The organism is Paenibacillus sp. J31R122 (assembly GCF_056269185.1).
Window position 1 is genome coordinate 81,611 of record NZ_JBWDNM010000002.1, and the last position, 20,270, is coordinate 101,880.

16 protein-coding genes are annotated in these 20,270 nt (G+C 44.0%); all 16 read left to right on the forward strand.

The genetic code is table 11. The features are described 5' to 3' along the window. Positions 1 to 11: 11 nt before the first annotated feature. Complete coding sequence (locus tag AC0YN7_RS03490) at positions 12 to 806, forward strand: phosphatidate cytidylyltransferase (RefSeq protein WP_475808570.1); 795 nt, start codon at positions 12 to 14, stop codon at positions 804 to 806. 17 nt (positions 807 to 823) lie between these two features. Then, entirely contained in the window at positions 824 to 1,963 is a 1,140-nt protein-coding gene (locus AC0YN7_RS03495) for a 1-deoxy-D-xylulose-5-phosphate reductoisomerase (RefSeq protein WP_475808571.1), read from the forward strand. Positions 1,964 to 2,050: 87 nt separating this feature from the next. Then, entirely contained in the window at positions 2,051 to 3,325 is a 1,275-nt protein-coding gene (gene rseP, locus AC0YN7_RS03500) for an RIP metalloprotease RseP (RefSeq protein WP_475808572.1), read from the forward strand. A 10-nt stretch (positions 3,326 to 3,335) separates the two neighbouring features. After that, on the forward strand, positions 3,336 to 4,784 hold the full coding sequence (gene proS / locus AC0YN7_RS03505; protein WP_475808573.1) for a proline--tRNA ligase: 1,449 nt from the start codon (positions 3,336 to 3,338) through the stop codon (positions 4,782 to 4,784). A gap of 43 nt (positions 4,785 to 4,827) precedes the next feature. Next, positions 4,828 to 9,135, forward strand: coding sequence for a PolC-type DNA polymerase III (locus AC0YN7_RS03510; RefSeq protein WP_475808574.1), 4,308 nt, complete (start codon positions 4,828 to 4,830; stop codon positions 9,133 to 9,135). A 169-nt stretch (positions 9,136 to 9,304) separates the two neighbouring features. After that, complete coding sequence (gene rimP, locus AC0YN7_RS03515) at positions 9,305 to 9,766, forward strand: ribosome maturation factor RimP (RefSeq protein ID WP_475808575.1); 462 nt, start codon at positions 9,305 to 9,307, stop codon at positions 9,764 to 9,766. A gap of 39 nt (positions 9,767 to 9,805) precedes the next feature. After that, the gene (nusA, locus tag AC0YN7_RS03520; protein ID WP_475808576.1) at positions 9,806 to 10,903 is read left to right on the forward strand and encodes a transcription termination factor NusA; all 1,098 of its coding nucleotides are present in this window, start codon (positions 9,806 to 9,808) and stop codon (positions 10,901 to 10,903) included. A gap of 44 nt (positions 10,904 to 10,947) precedes the next feature. Then, positions 10,948 to 11,262, forward strand: coding sequence for an RNase P modulator RnpM (gene rnpM / locus AC0YN7_RS03525; RefSeq protein ID WP_475808577.1), 315 nt, complete (start codon positions 10,948 to 10,950; stop codon positions 11,260 to 11,262). Next, on the forward strand, positions 11,249 to 11,581 hold the full coding sequence (locus AC0YN7_RS03530; RefSeq protein WP_475808578.1) for a L7Ae/L30e/S12e/Gadd45 family ribosomal protein: 333 nt from the start codon (positions 11,249 to 11,251) through the stop codon (positions 11,579 to 11,581). The genes rnpM and AC0YN7_RS03530 overlap by 14 nt, the downstream gene beginning before the upstream one ends. Then, positions 11,571 to 14,204 carry a translation initiation factor IF-2 gene (infB, locus tag AC0YN7_RS03535; RefSeq protein WP_475808579.1) on the forward strand — a complete coding sequence of 878 codons (2,634 nt, stop codon included), beginning with the start codon at positions 11,571 to 11,573 and terminating at the stop codon, positions 14,202 to 14,204. The genes AC0YN7_RS03530 and infB overlap by 11 nt, the downstream gene beginning before the upstream one ends. 7 nt (positions 14,205 to 14,211) lie before the next feature. After that, positions 14,212 to 14,568 (forward strand): 30S ribosome-binding factor RbfA, encoded by a 357-nt coding sequence (gene rbfA / locus AC0YN7_RS03540; RefSeq protein WP_475808580.1) that lies wholly within the window; start codon positions 14,212 to 14,214, stop codon positions 14,566 to 14,568. After that, complete coding sequence (locus AC0YN7_RS03545) at positions 14,565 to 15,554, forward strand: DHH family phosphoesterase (RefSeq protein ID WP_475808581.1); 990 nt, start codon at positions 14,565 to 14,567, stop codon at positions 15,552 to 15,554. The genes rbfA and AC0YN7_RS03545 overlap by 4 nt, the downstream gene beginning before the upstream one ends. Positions 15,555 to 15,557: 3 nt before the next feature. Then, a complete protein-coding gene (truB, locus tag AC0YN7_RS03550; protein WP_475808582.1) occupies positions 15,558 to 16,472 on the forward strand; it encodes a tRNA pseudouridine(55) synthase TruB in 915 nt (304 codons plus the stop codon). 37 nt (positions 16,473 to 16,509) lie between these two features. Then, a complete protein-coding gene (locus AC0YN7_RS03555) occupies positions 16,510 to 17,466 on the forward strand; it encodes a bifunctional riboflavin kinase/FAD synthetase (protein WP_475808583.1) in 957 nt (318 codons plus the stop codon). A gap of 214 nt (positions 17,467 to 17,680) precedes the next feature. Beyond that, positions 17,681 to 17,950: a 30S ribosomal protein S15 gene (gene rpsO, locus AC0YN7_RS03560; RefSeq protein WP_475809097.1), complete on the forward strand. Its 270-nt coding sequence runs from the start codon at positions 17,681 to 17,683 to the stop codon at positions 17,948 to 17,950. Positions 17,951 to 18,111: 161 nt separating this feature from the next. After that, positions 18,112 to 20,211, forward strand: a complete 2,100-nt coding sequence (pnp, locus tag AC0YN7_RS03565) for a polyribonucleotide nucleotidyltransferase (RefSeq protein ID WP_475808584.1) — start codon at positions 18,112 to 18,114, stop codon at positions 20,209 to 20,211. Positions 20,212 to 20,270 lie beyond the last annotated feature (59 nt).

Genomic DNA, 20,270 nt, shown 5'->3' on the forward strand with positions numbered 1-20,270 from the left:
GTGTGAATTTTTTGAGACAACGAATGATTACCGGAGTTATAGCTGCTGTTTTTTTTCTTGGTTTAATGGTGTTAGGCGGCTGGCTCTTTACAGCGTTGCTAGTATTGCTCGCCTTAATTGGTTTCTCTGAATATATTCGTATGAACGGTGTTTCATGGTCGCACCCCGCCGCGCTGCTAGGGTATGCAGGAGTCCTTTATTTTGTATTGCCTTGGTCTAAATGGGGAGTCGTAATGCCTTCAGCATTGACGATTATATGGATGCTTGCATTCTTATTGCTTGCTGTGACCGTTATAACGAAAAATAAAACGACAATTGATGGCGCCGCACTTATGTTGCTAGGCGCTTTATATGTTGGTTATGGGTTTGCCGCAATGATTGAAGTTCGTCAAATGGATCAGAATGGTTTGTTTTGGACTTTTTTATCGTTCTGTTGTATATGGGCTTCTGATATTGGGGCCTATTTCGCTGGACGGGCTATTGGCAAAAACAAGCTTTGGCCGTCCATAAGTCCTAACAAAACAATCGAAGGTGCTCTTGGCGGCGTTGTATTATCGTTGGTTGTAGCCGTTTTATTTGCTTTGTCGGCACCTGATTTAATAGAGCTGCCAAAGGCTATGCTTATTGGCTTACTTGCAGCTGTAGCTGGTCAGTTCGGCGATTTGATTCAATCGGCTTATAAGCGAGTGCGAAATATCAAGGATACAGGTACATTATTACCGGGTCATGGCGGCGTTCTTGATCGCTGCGATAGCTGGCTGATTGTATTTCCACTGTTATTGCTAGCGGAGCTGCTTCCCGTATAATAAAGGAGGATATTCGCATGAAAAAAATTAGTATTTTAGGTTCAACTGGTTCTATAGGTACTCAAACTTTAGATATTGTTGCACATCATCCAGAACGATATAAAGTTGTCGCTCTAGCGGCTGGTGCAAATGTTAATCTTCTCGTTGAACAAGCCAAAATATTTAAGCCATCAATCGTTAGTTTAGGTTCCAAGGCGCTTGCAGACGCCGCTAAGCCTTATTTGCCGCCTGGTACGCGAGTTGTATATGGTGATGAGGGTTTGGTTGAAGCAGCTGCTGGAACGGATGCTGAGGTCGTTATAACAGCTATTGTCGGAAGCCGCGGCTTGCCGGCAACCTTGGCTGCTATTAACGCAGGTAAAAATATTGGTTTAGCTAATAAAGAAACGCTGGTTACAGCTGGTCATATTGTAATGGAGTCCGCAAAACGACGTAACGTCTCGATTTTTCCGATCGATAGCGAACATTCCGCAATTTTTCAATGCTTGAATGGGGAATCTCGACAATCTGTTCAGAAAATTACATTAACGGCTTCTGGAGGATCTTTTCGAGATCGGACCAGAGAGCAACTTGAAGGTGTAACGGTAGCTGAAGCACTTAATCATCCGAATTGGTCTATGGGAGCAAAAGTTACCATCGATTCTGCAACTATGGTGAATAAGGGGTTAGAGGTTATTGAAGCTAGATGGCTTTTTGACGTTCCATATGATCAGATAGATGTCATTATTCATCCAGAGAGCATCATTCACTCATACGTGGAGTTTTCCGATAACAGCATAATTGCGCAGCTTGGAATGCCGGATATGCGTGTGCCTATACAATACGCGTTATCTTACCCAGAGCGTATTCCTACACCGACTAATCGTCTTAACTTAGCGGAGCTTGGCAAGCTCCATTTCCGTGAAATGGATTTCACTAGATATCCGTGCTTACGTATGGCGTTTGAATGCGGCCGTCAAGGCCAATCCGCGCCAACGGTTTTTAACGCGGCTAATGAGGTAGCTGTTGAGCGATTCCTAAAGGGTGATATAACGTTTCTAGATATCGAACGGATTCTAGAATCGGTTATTAGTCGTCATCATGCTTCGGATATAAATGACCTTCAAATGATTGAAGAAGTAGACACGTGGGCTCGGCGGGTTGCAGAAAAGATGTAACAGGTTCAAAAACCGGTTCTCTTGTATCGGACGGGAGAATAATGATAATCTATGTACAAGCCGTAACGAACAGGAGGCTGCAACTTAATGCAGATGATACAGGTCGTCTTTCTGACCGTACTCGTATTTTTCGTCATCGTGACGATACATGAATGGGGTCATTATTACTTCGCAAAACGCGCAGGAATTTTGGTTCGCGAATTTGCAATCGGTTTTGGACCGAAGCTTTTATCCGTTAAGCGTGGGGAAACGCGATATACGCTTAGACTTATTCCAGCAGGCGGTTTTGTACGCATGGCCGGTGAGGATCCGGAGATTGTCGATGTTCAGCCCGGTCAGACGATAGCGGTCCGTTTGAAGGATAACTTAGTTTCGAGGTTGTATTTGGATCGTCTGGATGAACGAAGCGGTGTTATACGCGGAGAGGTCGTCGCTATTGATCTGGAGCGGAAGCTTTCTATAACGTTAGATGTCGAAGGAGAAAACGAGAGTTACTTCGTACACCCTGAGGCGTTAATGATTTCAAAAGGCAAGGAAACGCAAATTGCACCTATCGATAGACAGTTCGGCAGCAAGACGGTAGGGCAACGCGCGCTTGCTATATTTGCCGGCCCGATGATGAACTTCGTGCTCGCGTTTGTACTGTTTGCAGCTTATATTCAAATGGCTGGCATACCAGTAGAAAATCCAGACAGATTATTTGTTAACGAAGTGTCTCCCGATATGCCTGCGGAAAAAGCTAACCTGAAAAAAGGTGACGTCATTGATGCGGTAAACGGGGTGAAAATCGGTGCGGATTTTGATAAAATGATCGATATTATCGGAAAATCACCGAATGTTCCAGTGAAAATGGATATTATCCGTGACGGAATAGCACAACAGGTTGTATTGACGCCGACGCCAAATAAAGAAGGGGTTGGGAAAGTAGGAATTTCAGCTTCTTTACCGACACGTTCGGCAAGCTTCTCTGAGACTATTACAGGCGCTTCTAAGTTAATGAAAAATATGACCATTAGTATTTTTGACGGATTCAAGAAGTTAATAATGGGTCAATTTAAACTTGATGATTTGGGCGGGCCTGTAAGGACGGCTGAGTATACAAGTCAAATTGCACAGCAAGGCATTGCTGAGCTTACCTCTTGGACAGCTTTGCTCAGCTTATATTTAGGTATATTCAACCTGCTTCCTATTCCAGCGCTTGATGGAAGCCGACTAATATTCCTAGGATTAGAAGCCGTGAGAAAACGTCCAATAGATCCTAATCGTGAGAGTATGGTCCATTTTGTCGGATTCGCATTAATCATGCTGCTGATGCTTGTAGTAACCTATAATGATATTTTACGGTTGGTAAGAGGGGAGTAGTTTGTCGGTCATGTCTAAAGATAAACAGTTTGTTACTGAAATAACGCCGCAAGGCGAGGATTTCTCTAGATGGTATATTGACGTTATTAAGAAAGCTGAGCTTATGGATTATTCTCCGGTACGAGGATGTATCGTATTTCGGCCGGAGGGTTATGAATTATGGGAAAATATTCAACGCGATCTGGATCGTCGTTTTAAGGAAACAGGACATCGCAATGCTTATTTCCCATTGTTTATACCTGAGAGCTTCTTCCAGAAGGAGAAGGAGCATGTGGAAGGCTTCAATCCGGAATTGCCATGGGTAACAGAAGCGGCAGGAGAGAAGCTGGAGGAAAGGCTAGCTATTCGTCCTACCTCCGAAACGATGTTTGGGCATATGTATTCGAAATGGATTCAATCTTATCGTGATCTTCCCTTGCTTATTAATCAATGGGCTAATGTAGTTCGTTGGGAGAAGCGGACGATGCCGTTTCTGCGGACGAGTGAGTTTTTATGGCAGGAAGGTCATACAGCTCACGAAACGGAAGAGGAAGCACGACAAGAAACGATGCAGATGCTTGATGTATATACGCAATTTGTAGAAGAGTTTCTTGCTATTCCAGTTATTAAAGGTGAGAAAACACCTTCCGAGAGATTTGCAGGGGCAGTGGATACTTATTCGATCGAAGCGATGATGAAAGATGGGAAAGCTGTACAAGCAGGAACCTCGCATTATCTTGGAACGAAGTTTGCCGTAGCTTTCGACATCAAGTTTCTTGACCGTGAAAATACTCTGCAATTCGCACATACGACGTCATGGGGCGTAAGTACTCGTCTTATTGGCGCGCTTATTATGGTTCATGGTGATGATCGCGGTCTTGTCCTACCTCCGAAGGTTGCACCGACACAGGTAATAATGATCCCTATTGGACCGGCGAAAATGCGGGAGCAGGTCGTTGGACGAGTGGACGAGCTTTATGCTGAGCTTAAAAAAGCAGGCGTACGTGTTCGTGTAGACGATCGTGCTGATGTTAGTCCTGGTTGGAAATTCAATGAGTACGAGATGCGCGGCGTTCCATTGCGACTTGAGCTTGGTCCTCGTGATATGGAGAACGGACAAGTTGTACTTGTGTCCCGTGTTACCGGGGAGAAGAGAGTTGTTTTACAAGTTAATTTGATTGATGAAGTGGAAAAGATGCTGGCTGAAACTCATGATGAGATGTTTGAGAAGGCTAAGCAATTCAGAGCGGATAATACTTGTTCCGTTGATACTCTTGATGAGATGAAAGACTTCCTTCAAGAACAACGCGGCTTCGTAGAAGCTGGATGGTGCGGTTCAGCCGCTTGTGAGAAGCAAGTAAAGGAAGAAACGGGCGCAACAAGCCGTAACATACCTTTTGCACCCTCTCAAGAAAAGAAAAGTTGTCTCGTATGCGGCGATGCCGCTAAGCATACTGTCGTATTTGCACGCGCTTATTAAGAACTGAAGTTGGTTCGGTTCGAATTGTCAGGAGTGGAATCGTTTGAGCCAAACTGCAGACAAGCGTCAGCGCTTTGAACTGCTATTGCAGCAGGCGGAGTTGCCGCAAGAGCTTATTCATAGTTATTTTCAAGATGGTTATATTGAGCAGGTTGTTGTAGGCAAAAGCAACCGGGAATGGACGTTTTGCATCCGCAAAACGTCCTTAGTGCCCTTACAGGCCTATAATGGGCTATGTCAGGCTGTTAGAATGAAGTTCGAGCATATTGCAGGTATAACCTTTCATTTTATTTATGATCCTGTAGTGGAAACAGAATCTATTTTACTGCAATATTGGGGCTTATTTATGGAATGGGCGCAGCACGAGGTAGCATCCGTAAATGGATGGCTGCAGAAAGCGTCAATTGCAGTAGAAGATGATGCGCTAACATTATCTTTGCTAGATAATACCGGTTTAGATTTAGCTCGCAAGAAACGTTTGGATGAGTATATTATCCGTTTTTATAGCACTTATTTTCATCGAAATTGTAAAGTTAAAATGATTATTAACGAAGCTAGACAAGAAATTATGGAAGAATACGCGATGAAGATCGTTCAGGAAGAACGTGAATATGTTCAAGAGCTTATGGCAAGCTCGCAGTCTGAATCAGATTTGGTTGACGAGGGAGAAATTCGTCTAGCTGTCGGTTACGATATACGAGAAGAGCCTGTTCCACTGATGAACATTCAAGAGGAAGAGAAAAAAATTACGGTCCAAGGTGCCGTATTTGGTCTGGATATGAAGGAGCTTCGTAACGGAAGCACCTTGTTCACATTCAATGTTACTGATTTCTCGGATTCAATCGCTATGAAGATGTTCGCTAAGACAAAAGACGATGTTAAAATTTTAAGTCAGCTTGCTAATGGAAAATGGGTGAAGGCACGGGGACGGGTCGAATATGACCGCTTTATGCAAGAGCCTGAGCTTGTGATGATGCCGAATGATTTGCATGAGGTGAAATCACCTCCTGATCGTAAGGATAAAGCAGAAAATAAGCGGGTTGAATTTCATTTGCACACGACGATGAGTGCTATGGATGCCGTTACACCCGTCGATGTATATATCAAGACAGCAGCAAAGTGGGGGCATAAAGCAATTGCAGTCACGGATCATAGTAATGTGCAATGTTATCCTGACGCTTTCAAGGCAGGCAAGAAAAACGATATAAAGGTTTTGTTTGGTGTAGAAGCGAATGTGGTCAATGATGCGGTGCCTATGGTATTAGAATCAAGGCCTGAGCCACTTGCTACTGCACAATACGTTGTGTTTGATATAGAGACAACCGGTTTATCAGTTATTAATAATAAAATAATAGAGCTTGCTGGCGTAAAAATGCGTGATGGAAAAGAAATCGATCGCTTCTCAACCTTGATTGATCCTCATGAAAAAATTCCTTATCATATCCAGCAATTGACAAACATCAACGATGATATGGTACGCGGGCAACCAGAGCTCGAGCCAAAGCTGCGTGAGTTTATCGAATTTATCGGTGACGATGTTCTTGTTGCGCATAATGCGAGATTCGATATCGGCTTTATTCAAGCGAATTGCAAAGCTTTCGGCATGCCTGAAGTTAAAAATCCAGTTCTTGACACGCTGGAATTAGCGAGGTTTATTTTCCCGACTCTCAAAAATCATCGGTTGAATACGCTGGCGGACAAATATAAGATCGGCCTTGAAAATCATCATAGAGCTGTCGATGACTCCCTTGCGCTTGGCGGTGTTCTTTATGGTCTAATCACTGATGCGGCAGAACGTAATATTACGGATCTGCATCAGTTAAACGATTATGTCGGAATAGATTTATCGAATTCACGTCCGTTCCATTGCGGTGTATATGCATTAAATGCGGCAGGCAAGAAAAATTTATTCAAACTGATTTCCATGTCGCACACCGAACATTTTAAGCGTGTTCCGACGATGCCTAAGAGCAAGCTTGTTGCTTTGCGCGAGGGTCTGCTTATTATTTCTGGCTGTGAAAAGGGTGAATTTTTCGAAACGGTTCTGAATAAATCGTATGAGGAAGCGCTGGAGGTTGCTCGTTTTTATGATGTGTTGGAAATTCAACCGATTGATTTTTATATGCATTTGGTGGAAAAAGGTTTAGTTGGCAGCCGGGCAGAGCTAGAGCAAGCTATCAGGCGTGTATGTCAAATCGGCGACGAGCTTGGAAAGCCGATCATCGCGACCGGCAATGTTCATTATTTGAATCCGCGAGACAAAATGTACCGTGATATTACTATTCATGGCATTACGGGTTTTAGCCCATTAAAGAGTATTCGAAAGCCGGATGCGCATTTCCGTACGACAGATGAGATGTTGGAAGAGTTCTCATTCTTAGGTGAGGCGAGAGCACTTGAGGTCGTCGTAACGAACACGTCTGAGCTTGCTGATCGGTTCGAGTCGTACGAAATGTTTCCGAAAGGACTCTTCGCTCCGGATATTGAGGGGGCTGACGAAGAAATTCGTAATACTTGCTACGATACAGCTAAGTCGATGTACGGAGAAGAGCTGCCGCAGGTAGTCATCGATCGTCTAGAGAAAGAACTAGTTCCTATCATAAAATTTAAATTTTCCGCCAACTATTTGATTTCAGAGAAACTTGTGAAAAAGTCAAATGCCGATGGTTATCTAGTTGGTTCACGGGGATCTGTTGGATCATCGGTTGTTGCTATGTTCCTTGGTATTTCTGAAGTAAATCCACTGCCTGCTCATTATATGTGCAAAAATTCAGATTGTCTTCATAGCGAATGGTTTTTGGATGGCAGTGTGCCGAGTGGATTTGATTTAGTCGATAAATTGTGTCCACATTGCGGTGAGATGATGAGGGGTGAAGGGCAGGATATTCCATTTGAGACGTTCCTCGGCTTTAAAGGTGATAAGGTTCCCGATATCGATCTTAACTTCTCAGGCGAATATCAGCCGATTGCGCATAATTTCACCAAGGATATATTTGGAGAGAAAAATGTATTTAGAGCAGGAACTATTGGTACGGTTGCTGACAAAACGGCTTACGGGTACACAAAGAAATATGAAGAGGAAACGAACAAGAAATGGCGCGGCGCTGAAATCTTGAGACTAGCAAGCGGATGTACGGGGGTAAAGCGAAGTACTGGTCAGCATCCAGGAGGAATTGTCGTTGTGCCAGAATATATGGATATCGAGGATATTACGCCCGTTCAGTATCCAGCGGATGACGTAAATGCGGAATGGAAGACGACCCACTTCGATTATCATGCTTTTGACGAAAACTTGCTTAAGCTTGATATACTCGGTCACGATGATCCGACGATGATGCGAATGCTTCAGGACTTAACAGGAGTTGATCCGTTAACCATTCCGATGAATGACGCGAAGGTCATGAGTATGTTTAACTCCACGACGGCTCTCAATGTGCCAGGTGAACAAATTCGCTCTTCGGTTGCAACTTACGGTGTACCAGAGATGGGGACCAAGTTTGTACGCCAGATGTTGCAGGAAACACAGCCATCATCCTTTGCGGATTTACTGCAAATTTCCGGACTTTCTCATGGAACGGGAGTTTGGCTGGGAAATGCACAAGAACTTATTAAAAATGGTACTTGCAATATCAAAACGGTTATCGGTTGTCGTGATGATATCATGCTTTTCTTAATATACAAAGCCGGTATGGATGCGAGTCTGGCATTTAAAATTACGGAGAGCGTTCGTAAAGGTAAAGGCTTGACGCCGGAATGGATTGAAGAGATGAAGCGCTGCAAGGTGCCTCAATGGTACATTGATTCATGCTTGCGTATTGAATATATGTTTCCTAAAGCGCATGCGGCAGCGTATGTTATATCAGCAGTTCGCACCGCTTACTTCAAGCTTTACTATCCGATTGAATATTATGCGACTTATTTTACCGTTCGATCCGATGATTTTGATCTAGAGCTGTTATGTCAAGGATACGATGCGATCTTGCGCAAGCTGATAGAAATTGAAGCGAAAGGTTTTAATGCGCTCCCGAAAGAGAAGGGGATGGTGTCACAGCTAGAGATGTCTTTAGAGATGACAGCACGCGGCTTTTCTTTCAAACCGATTGATTTGTATCGATCCGATGCAACTAAATTTTTAGTAGACGGCGATTCCCTTATTCCTCCTTTTGCTGCTGTCGGCGGCATTGGTGATAATGCAGCGCGAAATATTGCAGCCTCTAGAAATGATGGAGAATTTCTTTCTATCGAGGATTTCCAGATGAAATCTAAGGCGACAAAGACGATCATAGAGGTGCTGAATAATATGGGCTGCTTCCGTGGATTGCCTGAATCAAATCAGCTTTCCTTGTTCTAAACTGTAATCGAATAGAAAACATTTCTTGTCACTCTAAGGCGGTTATGTTATAATTTTTCTGGCAATGATGATGATAAAGACTTTGATGCAGAAGAGTGGGGAAACCCACTCTTTACGTTTTGTAAATGGCAAAATGGCATAGTGCGTATAAACAGGAGGTCAATTAAATTTGAGTACATCCAACATCAAAACCGTCGTTGAGCAAATGGTACAGCCATTTCTCAGCAATAATGGATTTGAACTGGTTGATATTGAGTACGTCAAAGAGGGAAGCAATTATTTCCTAAGAGTTTTCGTAGATAAAGAAGGCGGCATCGATATTGATGATTGCGGCCGTATCAGCGAATTTATGAGCGAGCAATTGGATGAGAACGATCCGATTACAGATGCTTACTTTTTAGAGGTATCTTCACCAGGCGCGGAAAGACCGCTGAAGAAGCCCGAAGATGTGCATAAAGCGATCGGCAAACACGTTTACATAACGACATATGAACCGATCAGCGGCGCTAAAGACTTTGAAGGGCTGCTACTTTCATTTGACGGGGAGAACGTAGTTGTTCGCGTAGGCAAAAAAGAGCATACGATTCCTTACGCTAAAATAGCTGGCGCTCGAATGGCAATCGTGTTCTAATACTTGTTTTTTATTATTGAAAGGGGGAATTTCGTTCCGATGAGCATGGACTTCATTGAAGCGTTATTGGAAATCGAAAGAGATAAGGGAATCACCAAAGACGTACTCCTAGAAGCTATAGAGGCCGCGCTTATCTCAAGCTATAAACGTAATTTTAATACAGCACAAAATGTAAGAGTTGATATTAATCGTCATACAGGCGTCATCAAAGTATACGCCCGCAAAACGGTAGTCGATGAGGTGCTTGATCCAAGGCTCGAAATTACAGTCGAAGCATCACGTGAAGTAAACCCGCACTATCAACTGGACGATATAGCAGAAATTGAAGTAACGCCTCGCGATTTCGGTCGTATCGCAGCTCAAACTGCTAAGCAGGTCGTTACGCAGCGAATTCGCGAAGCAGAGCGCGGTCTCATTTACAATGCCTTTATTGATAAAGAAGAAGATATTGTAAACGGGATTGTTCAACGTCAGGATGTTCGCAATCTGTTTGTGGATTTAGGTAAGGTAGAGGCTGTATTGCCGCTAACTGAGCTGATGCCTACGGATAAATTTAAGCATGGCGATCGAGTGAAGTCGTATATCACAAAAGTTGAAAACACGACTAAAGGACCGCAGATTATTTTATCCCGCACACATCCCGGTCTATTAAAACGTTTATTCGAGCTAGAGGTTCCAGAAATTTATGACGGTGTTGTAGAAATTCGTTCGGTAGCACGCGAAGCAGGTTTCCGGTCTAAAATTGCTGTTCATTCACGCAACTCTGAGGTCGATCCTGTTGGATCTTGTGTCGGTCAAAAGGGAATGCGCGTTCAGACGATCGTAAACGAGCTAAAGGGCGAGAAGATCGATATCGTACGTTGGTCTGAAAGCGTAGATGAATATGTGGCGAACGCGCTTAGCCCGTCTAAAGTGTTGGAAGTAATCGTGTTCGAGCAGGAGAAGATGGCAAGAGTAATCGTACCTGATTACCAGCTATCACTCGCGATCGGCATTAAAGGTCAAAATGCGCGGCTTGCTGCAAAACTGACTGGCTGGAAAATCGATATTAAGAGCGAGACACAGGCTGAGCAGGAATATGGCCGTCCTAAATCGTTAACGACGGTTATGCATCAGGACTCGGTTTCTATCGATTAACAAATTGGAGTAATGTCATTCAACTGGCAAAGGAGGGGTGTACGGTGAAACCGAGAAAAGTACCACTTCGCAAATGCGTCGCTTGTCAAGAAATGATGCCGAAGAAGGAGCTCATTCGGATTGTTCGGACACCGTCCGGAGAAGTTCAGATTGACCTGACAGGCAAGAAAGCGGGTCGCGGCGCTTATTTATGCGGCAAAGTAAGTTGCTTCAAATTAGCGAAGAAAACAAAAGCACTTGATCGAGCGTTAAAGCAGCAGGTCGGAGAGCATATCTATGATCAGCTCGAGCAAGACTTCGTATCGGTAGAGGAGCAATTCATCGCTGGTAAGGAGTTGATAAGCGATGAAGCAGAATAAAACCCTTTCACAGCTTGGAATGGCTATGAGGGCCGGGAAACTTATTACAGGCGATGAAATTGTTCTAAAGGCGGTAAGAAGCAAGCAAGCATATCTAGTAGTAGTAGCTGCTGACGCTTCGCCTAATACGAAGAAGAAATTTCGAGATAAATGCAACACCTACGGAATACGACTCGCCGAAGCATTCGACCGTGATCAACTAGGAAAGGCGATTGGTAAGCCAGAACGGGTTGTACTAGCGGTTACCGATGCGCAATTCGGAAAAATGATTGCGAGTCATCTGAGCCAAAATACGGAGGTGGATAATATTGAACAATAAACCAGACGGCAAGGAAAATAATAAGGAAAAGTTGCGCGTGTATGAGTACGCTAAATCACTCAATATGAGCAGCAAAGAAATTATTACGATTCTTAAACGACTTGATTTGCCAGTCAATAACCATATGAGCGTAATGGAAAATGAAATGGTAAATAAGGTTGAAGGTTTTTTTCGCAATATTAAAGCAAATGCCGCTGCAAAACGTGCGCAGGAAACAACTAACGTAACGGTATCTTCCGCTCAATCTGCTGTTAATCGGCCGCAACCGACTCAGCAAAGTGAACAGGATCGAAATTCGAAACCACAACAAGTGCAAGCAAATAAAAACTTAACTCAAGACAGACAGGGGCCAATGAATTCTATTAATACGAATAATACAAAACCACAATCGACTCAACAGCAAACTGACGTAAGACCTGCTCAACAATCAAGTAATCGTCCAGCACAATCCAGTTCAAACTCGAATCGTCCGGCACAAGGACAAAGCAATCGTCCGCAATCCACCAATAGCAATTCGAGTCGTCCTGGACAAGGACAAGGCGGGCAAGGCAACCGTCCAGCTTCATCTGGACAAAATCGCAATAGTCAAAACGGACCAAGCGGACAAGGAAGCTCAACGAGCACCCGTCCAAGCGCTCCTCGTCAAGATGGAGCTAACCGTCCAGCACAACAAGGACCAAACCGTTCATTTGATTCTAAGCCGGCTCAAGGCGGCCAAGCGCGTAGAACAGACGATGCGAATAAACCAAGATCGAACCAAAAACGGTTTGAAGATGGTAAGGGCGGCGGCTACAAAGGCAACAACAATCGTGGTCCTAAAGGCCGCGGCGGAAGATTCCAACAGCAGCCTGCTCGTGAGAAAATTGATAATACGCCGAAGAAAATCATCGTTCGCGGAACAATGACAGTCGGTGAAATGGCTAAATTATTGCATAAGGATGCATCAGAAGTTATCAAAAAACTGATCTTCTTAGGTGTAATGGCTACAATCAACCAAGAAATCGATATGGATGCTATCCATTTGATCGCGTCAGACTATGGCGTTGAGGTTGAAGTGAAGATTCCAGTCGAAGAGGATTCATTCGAAACGGTTGAAGAATCAGATGAAGATGCAGACTTGCTAACTCGTCCACCAGTTGTAACTATTATGGGTCACGTCGATCACGGTAAGACGACTTTGCTTGATGCAATTCGTCAAACGAATGTTACAGGTGGCGAAGCTGGAGGCATCACGCAGCATATTGGTGCGTATCAAGTAGAAATTAACCATAAAAAAATCACTTTCTTAGATACTCCTGGTCACGAAGCGTTTACTCTAATGCGTGCTCGGGGAGCTCAGGTTACTGATATTACAATTATAGTCGTAGCTGCTGATGACGGCATCATGCCGCAAACAGTTGAAGCGATTAGCCATGCTAAAGCTGCAGGCGTTCCGATTATCGTAGCAGTTAACAAAATCGATAAACCGGAAGCAAATGTAGATAAAATTAAGCAAGAAATGACCGAATATGAGCTGGTTCCAGAAGAATGGGGCGGCGATACGATATTCGTAGAAGTATCTGCGAAGCAGCGGATTGGACTAGAAGGCTTGTTGGAAATGATCTTGCTAGTTGCTGAAATGAATGACTACAAAGCTAACCCGAACAAACGGGCGCGCGCAACAGTTATTGAAGCAGAACTAGATAAAGGAAAAGGCCCAGTTGCTCGTATCCTTGTCCAACACGGTACTCTCAAAATTGGCGATGCTTTCGTTGCTGGTAATTGCTTCGGTCGTATTAGAGCAATGGTTAACGATAAGGGACGTCGTTTAAAAGAAGCAGGTCCTTCTACTCCTGTAGAAATTACTGGTTTAACAGAAGTTCCTCAAGCAGGCGATCCGTTCATGGTATTCGAGGATGAGCGTAAAGCGCGTGCAATTGCTGACCGTCGTGCCATTAAACACCGCGAATCGGAAATGGGTGCCAATACTCGAGTAACACTTGAAGATTTGTATAGCCACATCAAAGATGGTGAAATTAAAGACTTGAACGTAATTATTAAATCAGACGTTCAAGGTTCAGCAGAAGCACTTAAAGGCTCACTTGCTAAAATTGACATTGAAGGTGTCAGAGTTAAAATTATTCACAGCGGCGCAGGCGCGATTACAGAATCGGATATTATTCTTGCTTCCGCTTCAAATGCTATCGTAATCGGCTTTAACGTTCGTCCTGATCCACAAGCTGAAGCAACGATCGCTCAAGAGAAAGTTGACGTACGGATGCACCGCATCATTTACAACGTCATCGATGAAATTGAGCAAGCAATGAAGGGTATGCTTGATCCGATTTACAAAGAGGTTGTTATTGGTCAAGCTGAAGTACGTAACGTATTTAAAGTAACTAAGGTTGGCGCAATCGCCGGTTCAATGGTAACTTCCGGTAAAATTACGCGCTCAGCTGAAGCTCGTCTAATTCGTGGCGGTGTTGTAGTATTCACTGGTAAGATTGAATCCCTCAAACGCTTCAAAGATGACGCCAAAGAAGTCGCGCAAGGCTATGAGTGCGGTATTACGCTTGACCGCTTCAACGATTTGAAAGAAGGCGACATAATCGAAGCGTTTGTCATGGAAACGGTAGAGAGGTGAATGTAGTATGGCAAAAATTCGAGTAGGACGGGTCGGCGAACAAATTAAAAAAGAGCTGAGCCAAATTATTCAAACCGAATTAAAAGATCCGCGAATTGGTTTCATTACCGTCACTGGTGTTGAAACAACAAGTGATCTGTCTCAAGCAAAAGTATATTTGAGCGTGCTCGGAAGTGAAGAGCAGAAGGAAGCGACACTTAAAGCACTAGCTAGCGGTACTGGTTTTATCCGTACTGAGCTTGGCAAAAGAATGCGACTTCGTCACACGCCAGTGTTGTTATTTAAATTTGATAGCAGCATCGAGTATGGCAGCAGAATAGAAGCGTTGCTTGAACGAATTAACAACGGGAATGAAGCTCGATGATCGCTGACTTCAGCTATTTGAAGCAGTTAGATGATGCGTTAGCCTTTGTGAAAAGCACGGATAATTTTCTTGTCGTATCTCATGTACAACCGGACGGCGATGCAATCAGCTCTACTGTAGCTGTAGGTTGGCTGCTTCAGCAGCTTGGGAAATCAGCTGTGCTTATCAACGAGGGTGATTTGCCTTCTAGACTGAGCTATATTCATCAGTTCGATACGATTGTTAACTATAAACAAACGTCTTCAGATCGGAAATATGATGCAATTATCGCAGTAGATTGCGCAGATTTTCGTCGGATTGGAGAAGTATCAAGCAGCTTTGCTCCTGGAGCAAAGCTGCTTAATATCGATCACCACCCGACAAACAATGGGTTTGGCACTGTAAATGTTATTCGATCGGAAGCAGCCGCAACGGTTGAAATCCTTTTTGATTTGATCGAGAGAGCAGGCCTTCCACTTGACTTGAATTGCGGGACAGCTATATATACAGGGCTTCTAACCGATACAGGCGGCTTCCGTTATTCGAATACAAGTCCGCGAGTAATGGAGATAGCTTCTCGATTGCTTGCAATAGGCGTTTCGGGTAATGAATTGGCTGACCACTTGCTTGAGAAAATGACAATGGCAAAGCTCAAGCTGCTTCAAACCGCTTTAAATCGCCTTACTTTTTCATCCAACCTAGAGATAGGCTGGGTGTTTATTGGAAAGGATGACTTGCGTGACACTGGAGCCGTGTCTGAAGATCTGGAGGGCATAGTCAATTACGCTTTGAATGTTGATGGTGTTGAGGTCGGCATTTTATTCAAAGAAGCCGACGATGGCGCTGTGAAGGCAAGCTTACGATCTGCGGGCAAAGCGGATGTAGCGGCTATCGCACAATCTTTTGGCGGTGGTGGTCATGTTAGAGCAGCAGGATGCCGTTTAGAAGGGCCATTAGAGGATGCTATTCAACAATTAGTGGAAGCAGTAAGAAAGGCGTTGGTTTAGACGATGGACGGCATTTTGGCAGTTTGGAAGCCGGAAGGCTGGACTTCCCACGATGTGGTTGCGAAAGCTCGACGACTGCTGAAGATGAAGCGAATTGGACATACCGGTACGCTTGATCCAATGGTAACGGGCGTATTACCGTTATGTCTTGGACGCGCCACAAGAGTGGTAGAATACTTGCAAGAACGCCCGAAAGCATACGAAGCGGTATTACAGCTTGGTATTGCAACAGATACAGAAGATTTGACTGGGAAAGTAATCGAGAGTCAAGCTGCTGTAAAAGTTACAGAAGCAGAGATTCAAGAAGTCCTACAACGTTTTATAGGTCAAATCGACCAAGTTCCTCCAATGTATTCTGCAATCAAAATCGATGGCAAGCGTCTATATGATCTTGCTAGAGAAGGAATAACGGTTGAACGCAAGTCTAGAACGGTTACGATTTATGAATTAAATTTAATCGAAACACAGCTAGATCTTGAACAGCCTACAATCTCATTTTCGGTTGTTTGCTCGAAAGGAACTTATATTCGCACACTATGTGTAGATATAGGGAAGGCGCTCGGTGTACCAGCTGCAATGGCTACGTTAACGCGTACGATGTCAGCCGGAATTACGAAGGAAAGCTGCTTGACACTCGAGCAAATCGAGCAACTACAGCAATCCGGACAATTACATGAGCATCTTATCGCAGCTGACGATGCGATAGCGCATTTTGATAAAGCTGTTGTGCCTATGGCTATCGGAAAGCTGGCACTGCAGGGTCAAAGAGTTAGTTTGTCACATGCGGTTCAGAATTTTCCGAAAAGCGCGGATGGACAACTTGTTCGGTTTTATAATGACGATAATACTTTTCTTGGTATCTATCAAATTGACACAAGATTGTCTGTTTTCAAGCCAATAAAGGTTTTTACAGATTAAGCGAGCTTAGCAATGTAGTTAAAGAGGAAATGCAGGTGTGTCAGCGGTGGAAATTATACCTTTAAGTTACCCATTAAACGGTTTGTCTACCTTAACGCTAGACAAGCCGCTTTCTATAGCTATTGGTCATTTTGACGGTGTTCATCGCGGACATCAAAACGTCATTCGTCGCGCTGTTGAAGCGGCGAGAGAGACTAATATGCTGGCAGCGGTTATGACGTTTGATCCTCATCCGAAGGAAGTACTTGGTCAAGGCGATCAATATTATTGCTGCTTGACCCCTTTGGACGTGAAGGTCAAACTTTTCGAAGAGCTTGGCGTAGATCTCGTATTCGTTATGCGCTTTGATTCTTCTATATCCGCTGTTTCGCCGGAAGGCTTTGTAAACGATGTGCTGCGTACTCTTCATGCAGAGCAGGTTGTTGTAGGCTTTGATTTCACCTTCGGATACCGTGGCTTAGGAAACACTGTGCAACTTACGGAGCTCGGTGCTCCGGATATTAAAGTTCATGTTATTGAGCCTTTGTATGAAAATAATAAGAAGGTGAGCAGTACCTATATACGGGAGTCACTCGTGCAAGGAGACTTAGAAATGGCTGAGCGCTTGCTGGGCAGACCCTATGAAGTAATAGGTACTGTAATTCACGGAGACGGTAGGGGTAGAACCATCGGTTTCCCTACCGCTAATCTTGAATTTAAACATCCCTATGTAGCTCCTAAACTTGGCGTTTACGCGATTACAGCTTGGCTGGGAGACAAGGCATACGCAGGGGTATTGAATCATGGCATGAAGCCTACTTTCAACAAGCTTGATGTCAAGCCAGTTATGGAAGCTCACTTATTTGACTTTAACAGTGATATCTACGGAGAAGAGCTGCTCATTCAATTCCGTTCATTTATTCGTACGGAGAAGAAGTTCAACTCTATAGATGAGCTTGTCAAACAAATAGAATTAGATTCCATACAGGCCAGACAGGTATCCGAACGTGTGTGAGTTGTTCTGAACTAGTTGTATGATATAGGTGAACGAGAATATCTAATATACGGTTAGACTCGACAACCACCTAGCCTATGTGTTATACTTTACAACGTTGTGATTAGACATACATATTGTGTGTACTAGCCGCATACTGAACCTTAGCTTGGTTGTCCGATCTCACCGGCGGCGGCGAGGCTAATGGCGATTATTTAGAAGGAGGTGAATGAGGATGGCAATTACACAAGAACGTAAACAAGAACTGATTGAGACGCATAAGACTCATGCAACTGATACAGGTTCTCCGGAAGTTCAAGTCGCTATCCTGACTGAAAACATCGTTAACTTGACACAGCATTTGCGGGAGCACAAGAAAGATCACCATTCCCGTCGTGGTTTGCTCAAGATGGTAGGTCAGCGTCGTAAGCTGCTTGCATACCTGAAAAACAACGATATTAGACGTTACAGCGCATTGATCGAAAGACTCGGCCTTCGCCGATAGAACTTGCGAAATGAAAAGCAACCTGGCTGTCCTGCCGTCCGGGAATAACGGATACGCGGATTCGGGTTGCTTTTTGTAATATGAAAAGACTCAGAAAAAACTGCTAAATCTGCAGTGCGATATATTTTGGAGATATTGAAGCTACATATAGGAGGGATATAATGGTGCAACGAATTGAGATGACAGTAGGCGGAAGACCGCTGTCGATTGAAACAGGTCGTCTTGCGAAGCAAGCCAACGCTGCGGTAAAGGTTCAGTACGGCGATACAGTTGTATTGTGTACAGTTACAGCATCTGCGGGACCGAAGGATTTGGACTTTTTCCCGTTGACAGTAAACTATGAGGAACGTTTATACGCCGTTGGTAAAATCCCGGGAGGATTTATTAAACGTGAAGGCCGTCCAAGTGAAAAGGCGATTTTGTCTAGCCGACTTACGGACAGGCCTATTCGTCCGTTGTTCCCGGAAGGCTTCCGGAACGATGTACAAGTTATGAACATTGTAATGAGTGTTGATCAAGACTGTCCTCCTGAAATTGCGGCTATGATCGGTACATCAGCTGCGCTCACGATTTCAGATGTTCCTTTTGATGGACCAATTGGCGGTGTTAGCGTCGGTCGTGTTGACGGTCAATTTATTATTAACCCAACAGTTGATCAAGAGCAGCAAACGGATATATTCGTCGTGGTTGCCGGAACTAAAGATGCCATTATGATGGTAGAAGCGGAAGCAAATGAAGTGTCTGAAGAGGTTATGCTTGAAGCGATCATGTTCGGACATGAAGAAATTAAAAAGATTATCGTTAAGATTGAAGAGCTGCAAGCCATTGCGGGTAAACCGAAAATGGAAGTTAAGCTTCAAATGATAAACGAGCAAGTAAATGCGGACGTTCGCGCATTTGCTTCAGAGAAACTAGTCCAAGCTATTAAAGTCGAAGAAAAGCATGCCCGTCAAGATGCAATTGACGCGGTAAACAGTGAAGCTGCAGCTCACTTCGAATTGCAATACGCGGATACGCCTGAATTGCTTTCCGATGTGAAAGATGCACTATATGATATAGTCAAAGAAGAAGTCCGTCGACTTATTTCACATGATAAAATCCGTCCTGATGGTCGTTCATTGGAAGAAATCCGTCCAATTGATTGTGATGTCGCGCTTCTACCGCGCACACACGGATCTGGCTTATTCACACGCGGTCAAACTCAAACACTAAGTATTTGTACGCTTGGCGCTATGGGTGACGTTCAAATTTTGGACGGTATTTCATTAGAAGAAACGAAGCGTTTCATGCATCATTACAACTTCCCGCCTTTCAGCGTTGGTGAAGCTCGTCCGCTTCGTCCTCCAGGCCGCCGCGAAATTGGTCATGGTGCTCTAGGTGAACGCGCATTATCTAAAGTAATTCCTTCTGAAGCAGAATTCCCTTATACGATTCGTCTTGTGTCTGAAGTGTTAGAATCAAATGGTTCTTCTTCACAAGCTAGTATTTGTGCGAGTACACTTGCAATGATGGATGCTGGAGTTCCGATTAAAGCACCGGTTGCAGGCATTGCAATGGGTCTAATTAAAGATGGTGACCATTTTGCGATCTTGTCTGATATCCAAGGGATGGAAGATCATCTTGGGGATATGGATTTCAAGGTAGCGGGTACTGCTGAAGGTGTTACAGCTATTCAAATGGATATCAAAATTGCCGGAATTAACCGTGATATTTTGAAACAAGCGCTTGAACAAGCTCGCCAAGGCCGAATCCACATTTTAGGAAAAATGCTTGAAAGCTTGCCGGTATCACGGACAAACCTTTCTAAATATGCACCGAAGATTTTGACACTTCGGATTAATCCGGATAAGATCCGTGACGTTATTGGCGCGGGCGGCAAAATCATCAACAAAATTATCGAAGAAACTGGCGTTAAGATCGATATTGAGCAAGATGGCATGGTATTCATTGCTTCTTCAAACGAAGAGATGAACCAAAAGGCTAAGTCAATTATCGAAGGCATCGTGAAGGAAGTAGTTATTGGCGAAATCTATCTCGGTACGGTTAAACGTGTAGAGAAGTTTGGTGCTTTTGTTGAAATATTACCAAACAAGGATGGTCTTGTTCATATTTCGCAGCTTTCAAACGAACGTGTTGCTAAGACAGAGGACGTAGTTAATATCGGTGACCAAATCAAGGTTAAAGTAACCGAGATCGATCAGCAGGGCAGAATAAATTTATCTGCTAAAGTTCTTATGACCCCTGAAGCATCTCCGCAGTAATAGGCGGGGATTTGACAGGCAACAATAGCAAGCCATGTAGAAAGAGTCAGATCTGATCT

Bases quoted from the DNA above. Each gene is read 5' to 3' on its own strand.
- AC0YN7_RS03530 (WP_475808578.1), top strand. From the start codon at position 11,249: ATGAAGCAGAATAAAACCCTTTCACAGCTTGGAATGGCTATGAGGGCC.
- proS (WP_475808573.1), top strand. From the start codon at position 3,336: ATGTCTAAAGATAAACAGTTTGTTACTGAAATAACGCCGCAAGGCGAG.
- rbfA (WP_475808580.1), top strand. From the start codon at position 14,212: ATGGCAAAAATTCGAGTAGGACGGGTCGGCGAACAAATTAAAAAAGAG.
- rpsO (WP_475809097.1), top strand. From the start codon at position 17,681: ATGGCAATTACACAAGAACGTAAACAAGAACTGATTGAGACGCATAAG.
- AC0YN7_RS03545 (WP_475808581.1), top strand. From the start codon at position 14,565: ATGATCGCTGACTTCAGCTATTTGAAGCAGTTAGATGATGCGTTAGCC.
- AC0YN7_RS03495 (WP_475808571.1), top strand. From the start codon at position 824: ATGAAAAAAATTAGTATTTTAGGTTCAACTGGTTCTATAGGTACTCAA.
- truB (WP_475808582.1), top strand. From the start codon at position 15,558: ATGGACGGCATTTTGGCAGTTTGGAAGCCGGAAGGCTGGACTTCCCAC.
- rseP (WP_475808572.1), top strand. From the start codon at position 2,051: ATGCAGATGATACAGGTCGTCTTTCTGACCGTACTCGTATTTTTCGTC.
- pnp (WP_475808584.1), top strand. From the start codon at position 18,112: ATGGTGCAACGAATTGAGATGACAGTAGGCGGAAGACCGCTGTCGATT.
- nusA (WP_475808576.1), top strand. From the start codon at position 9,806: ATGAGCATGGACTTCATTGAAGCGTTATTGGAAATCGAAAGAGATAAG.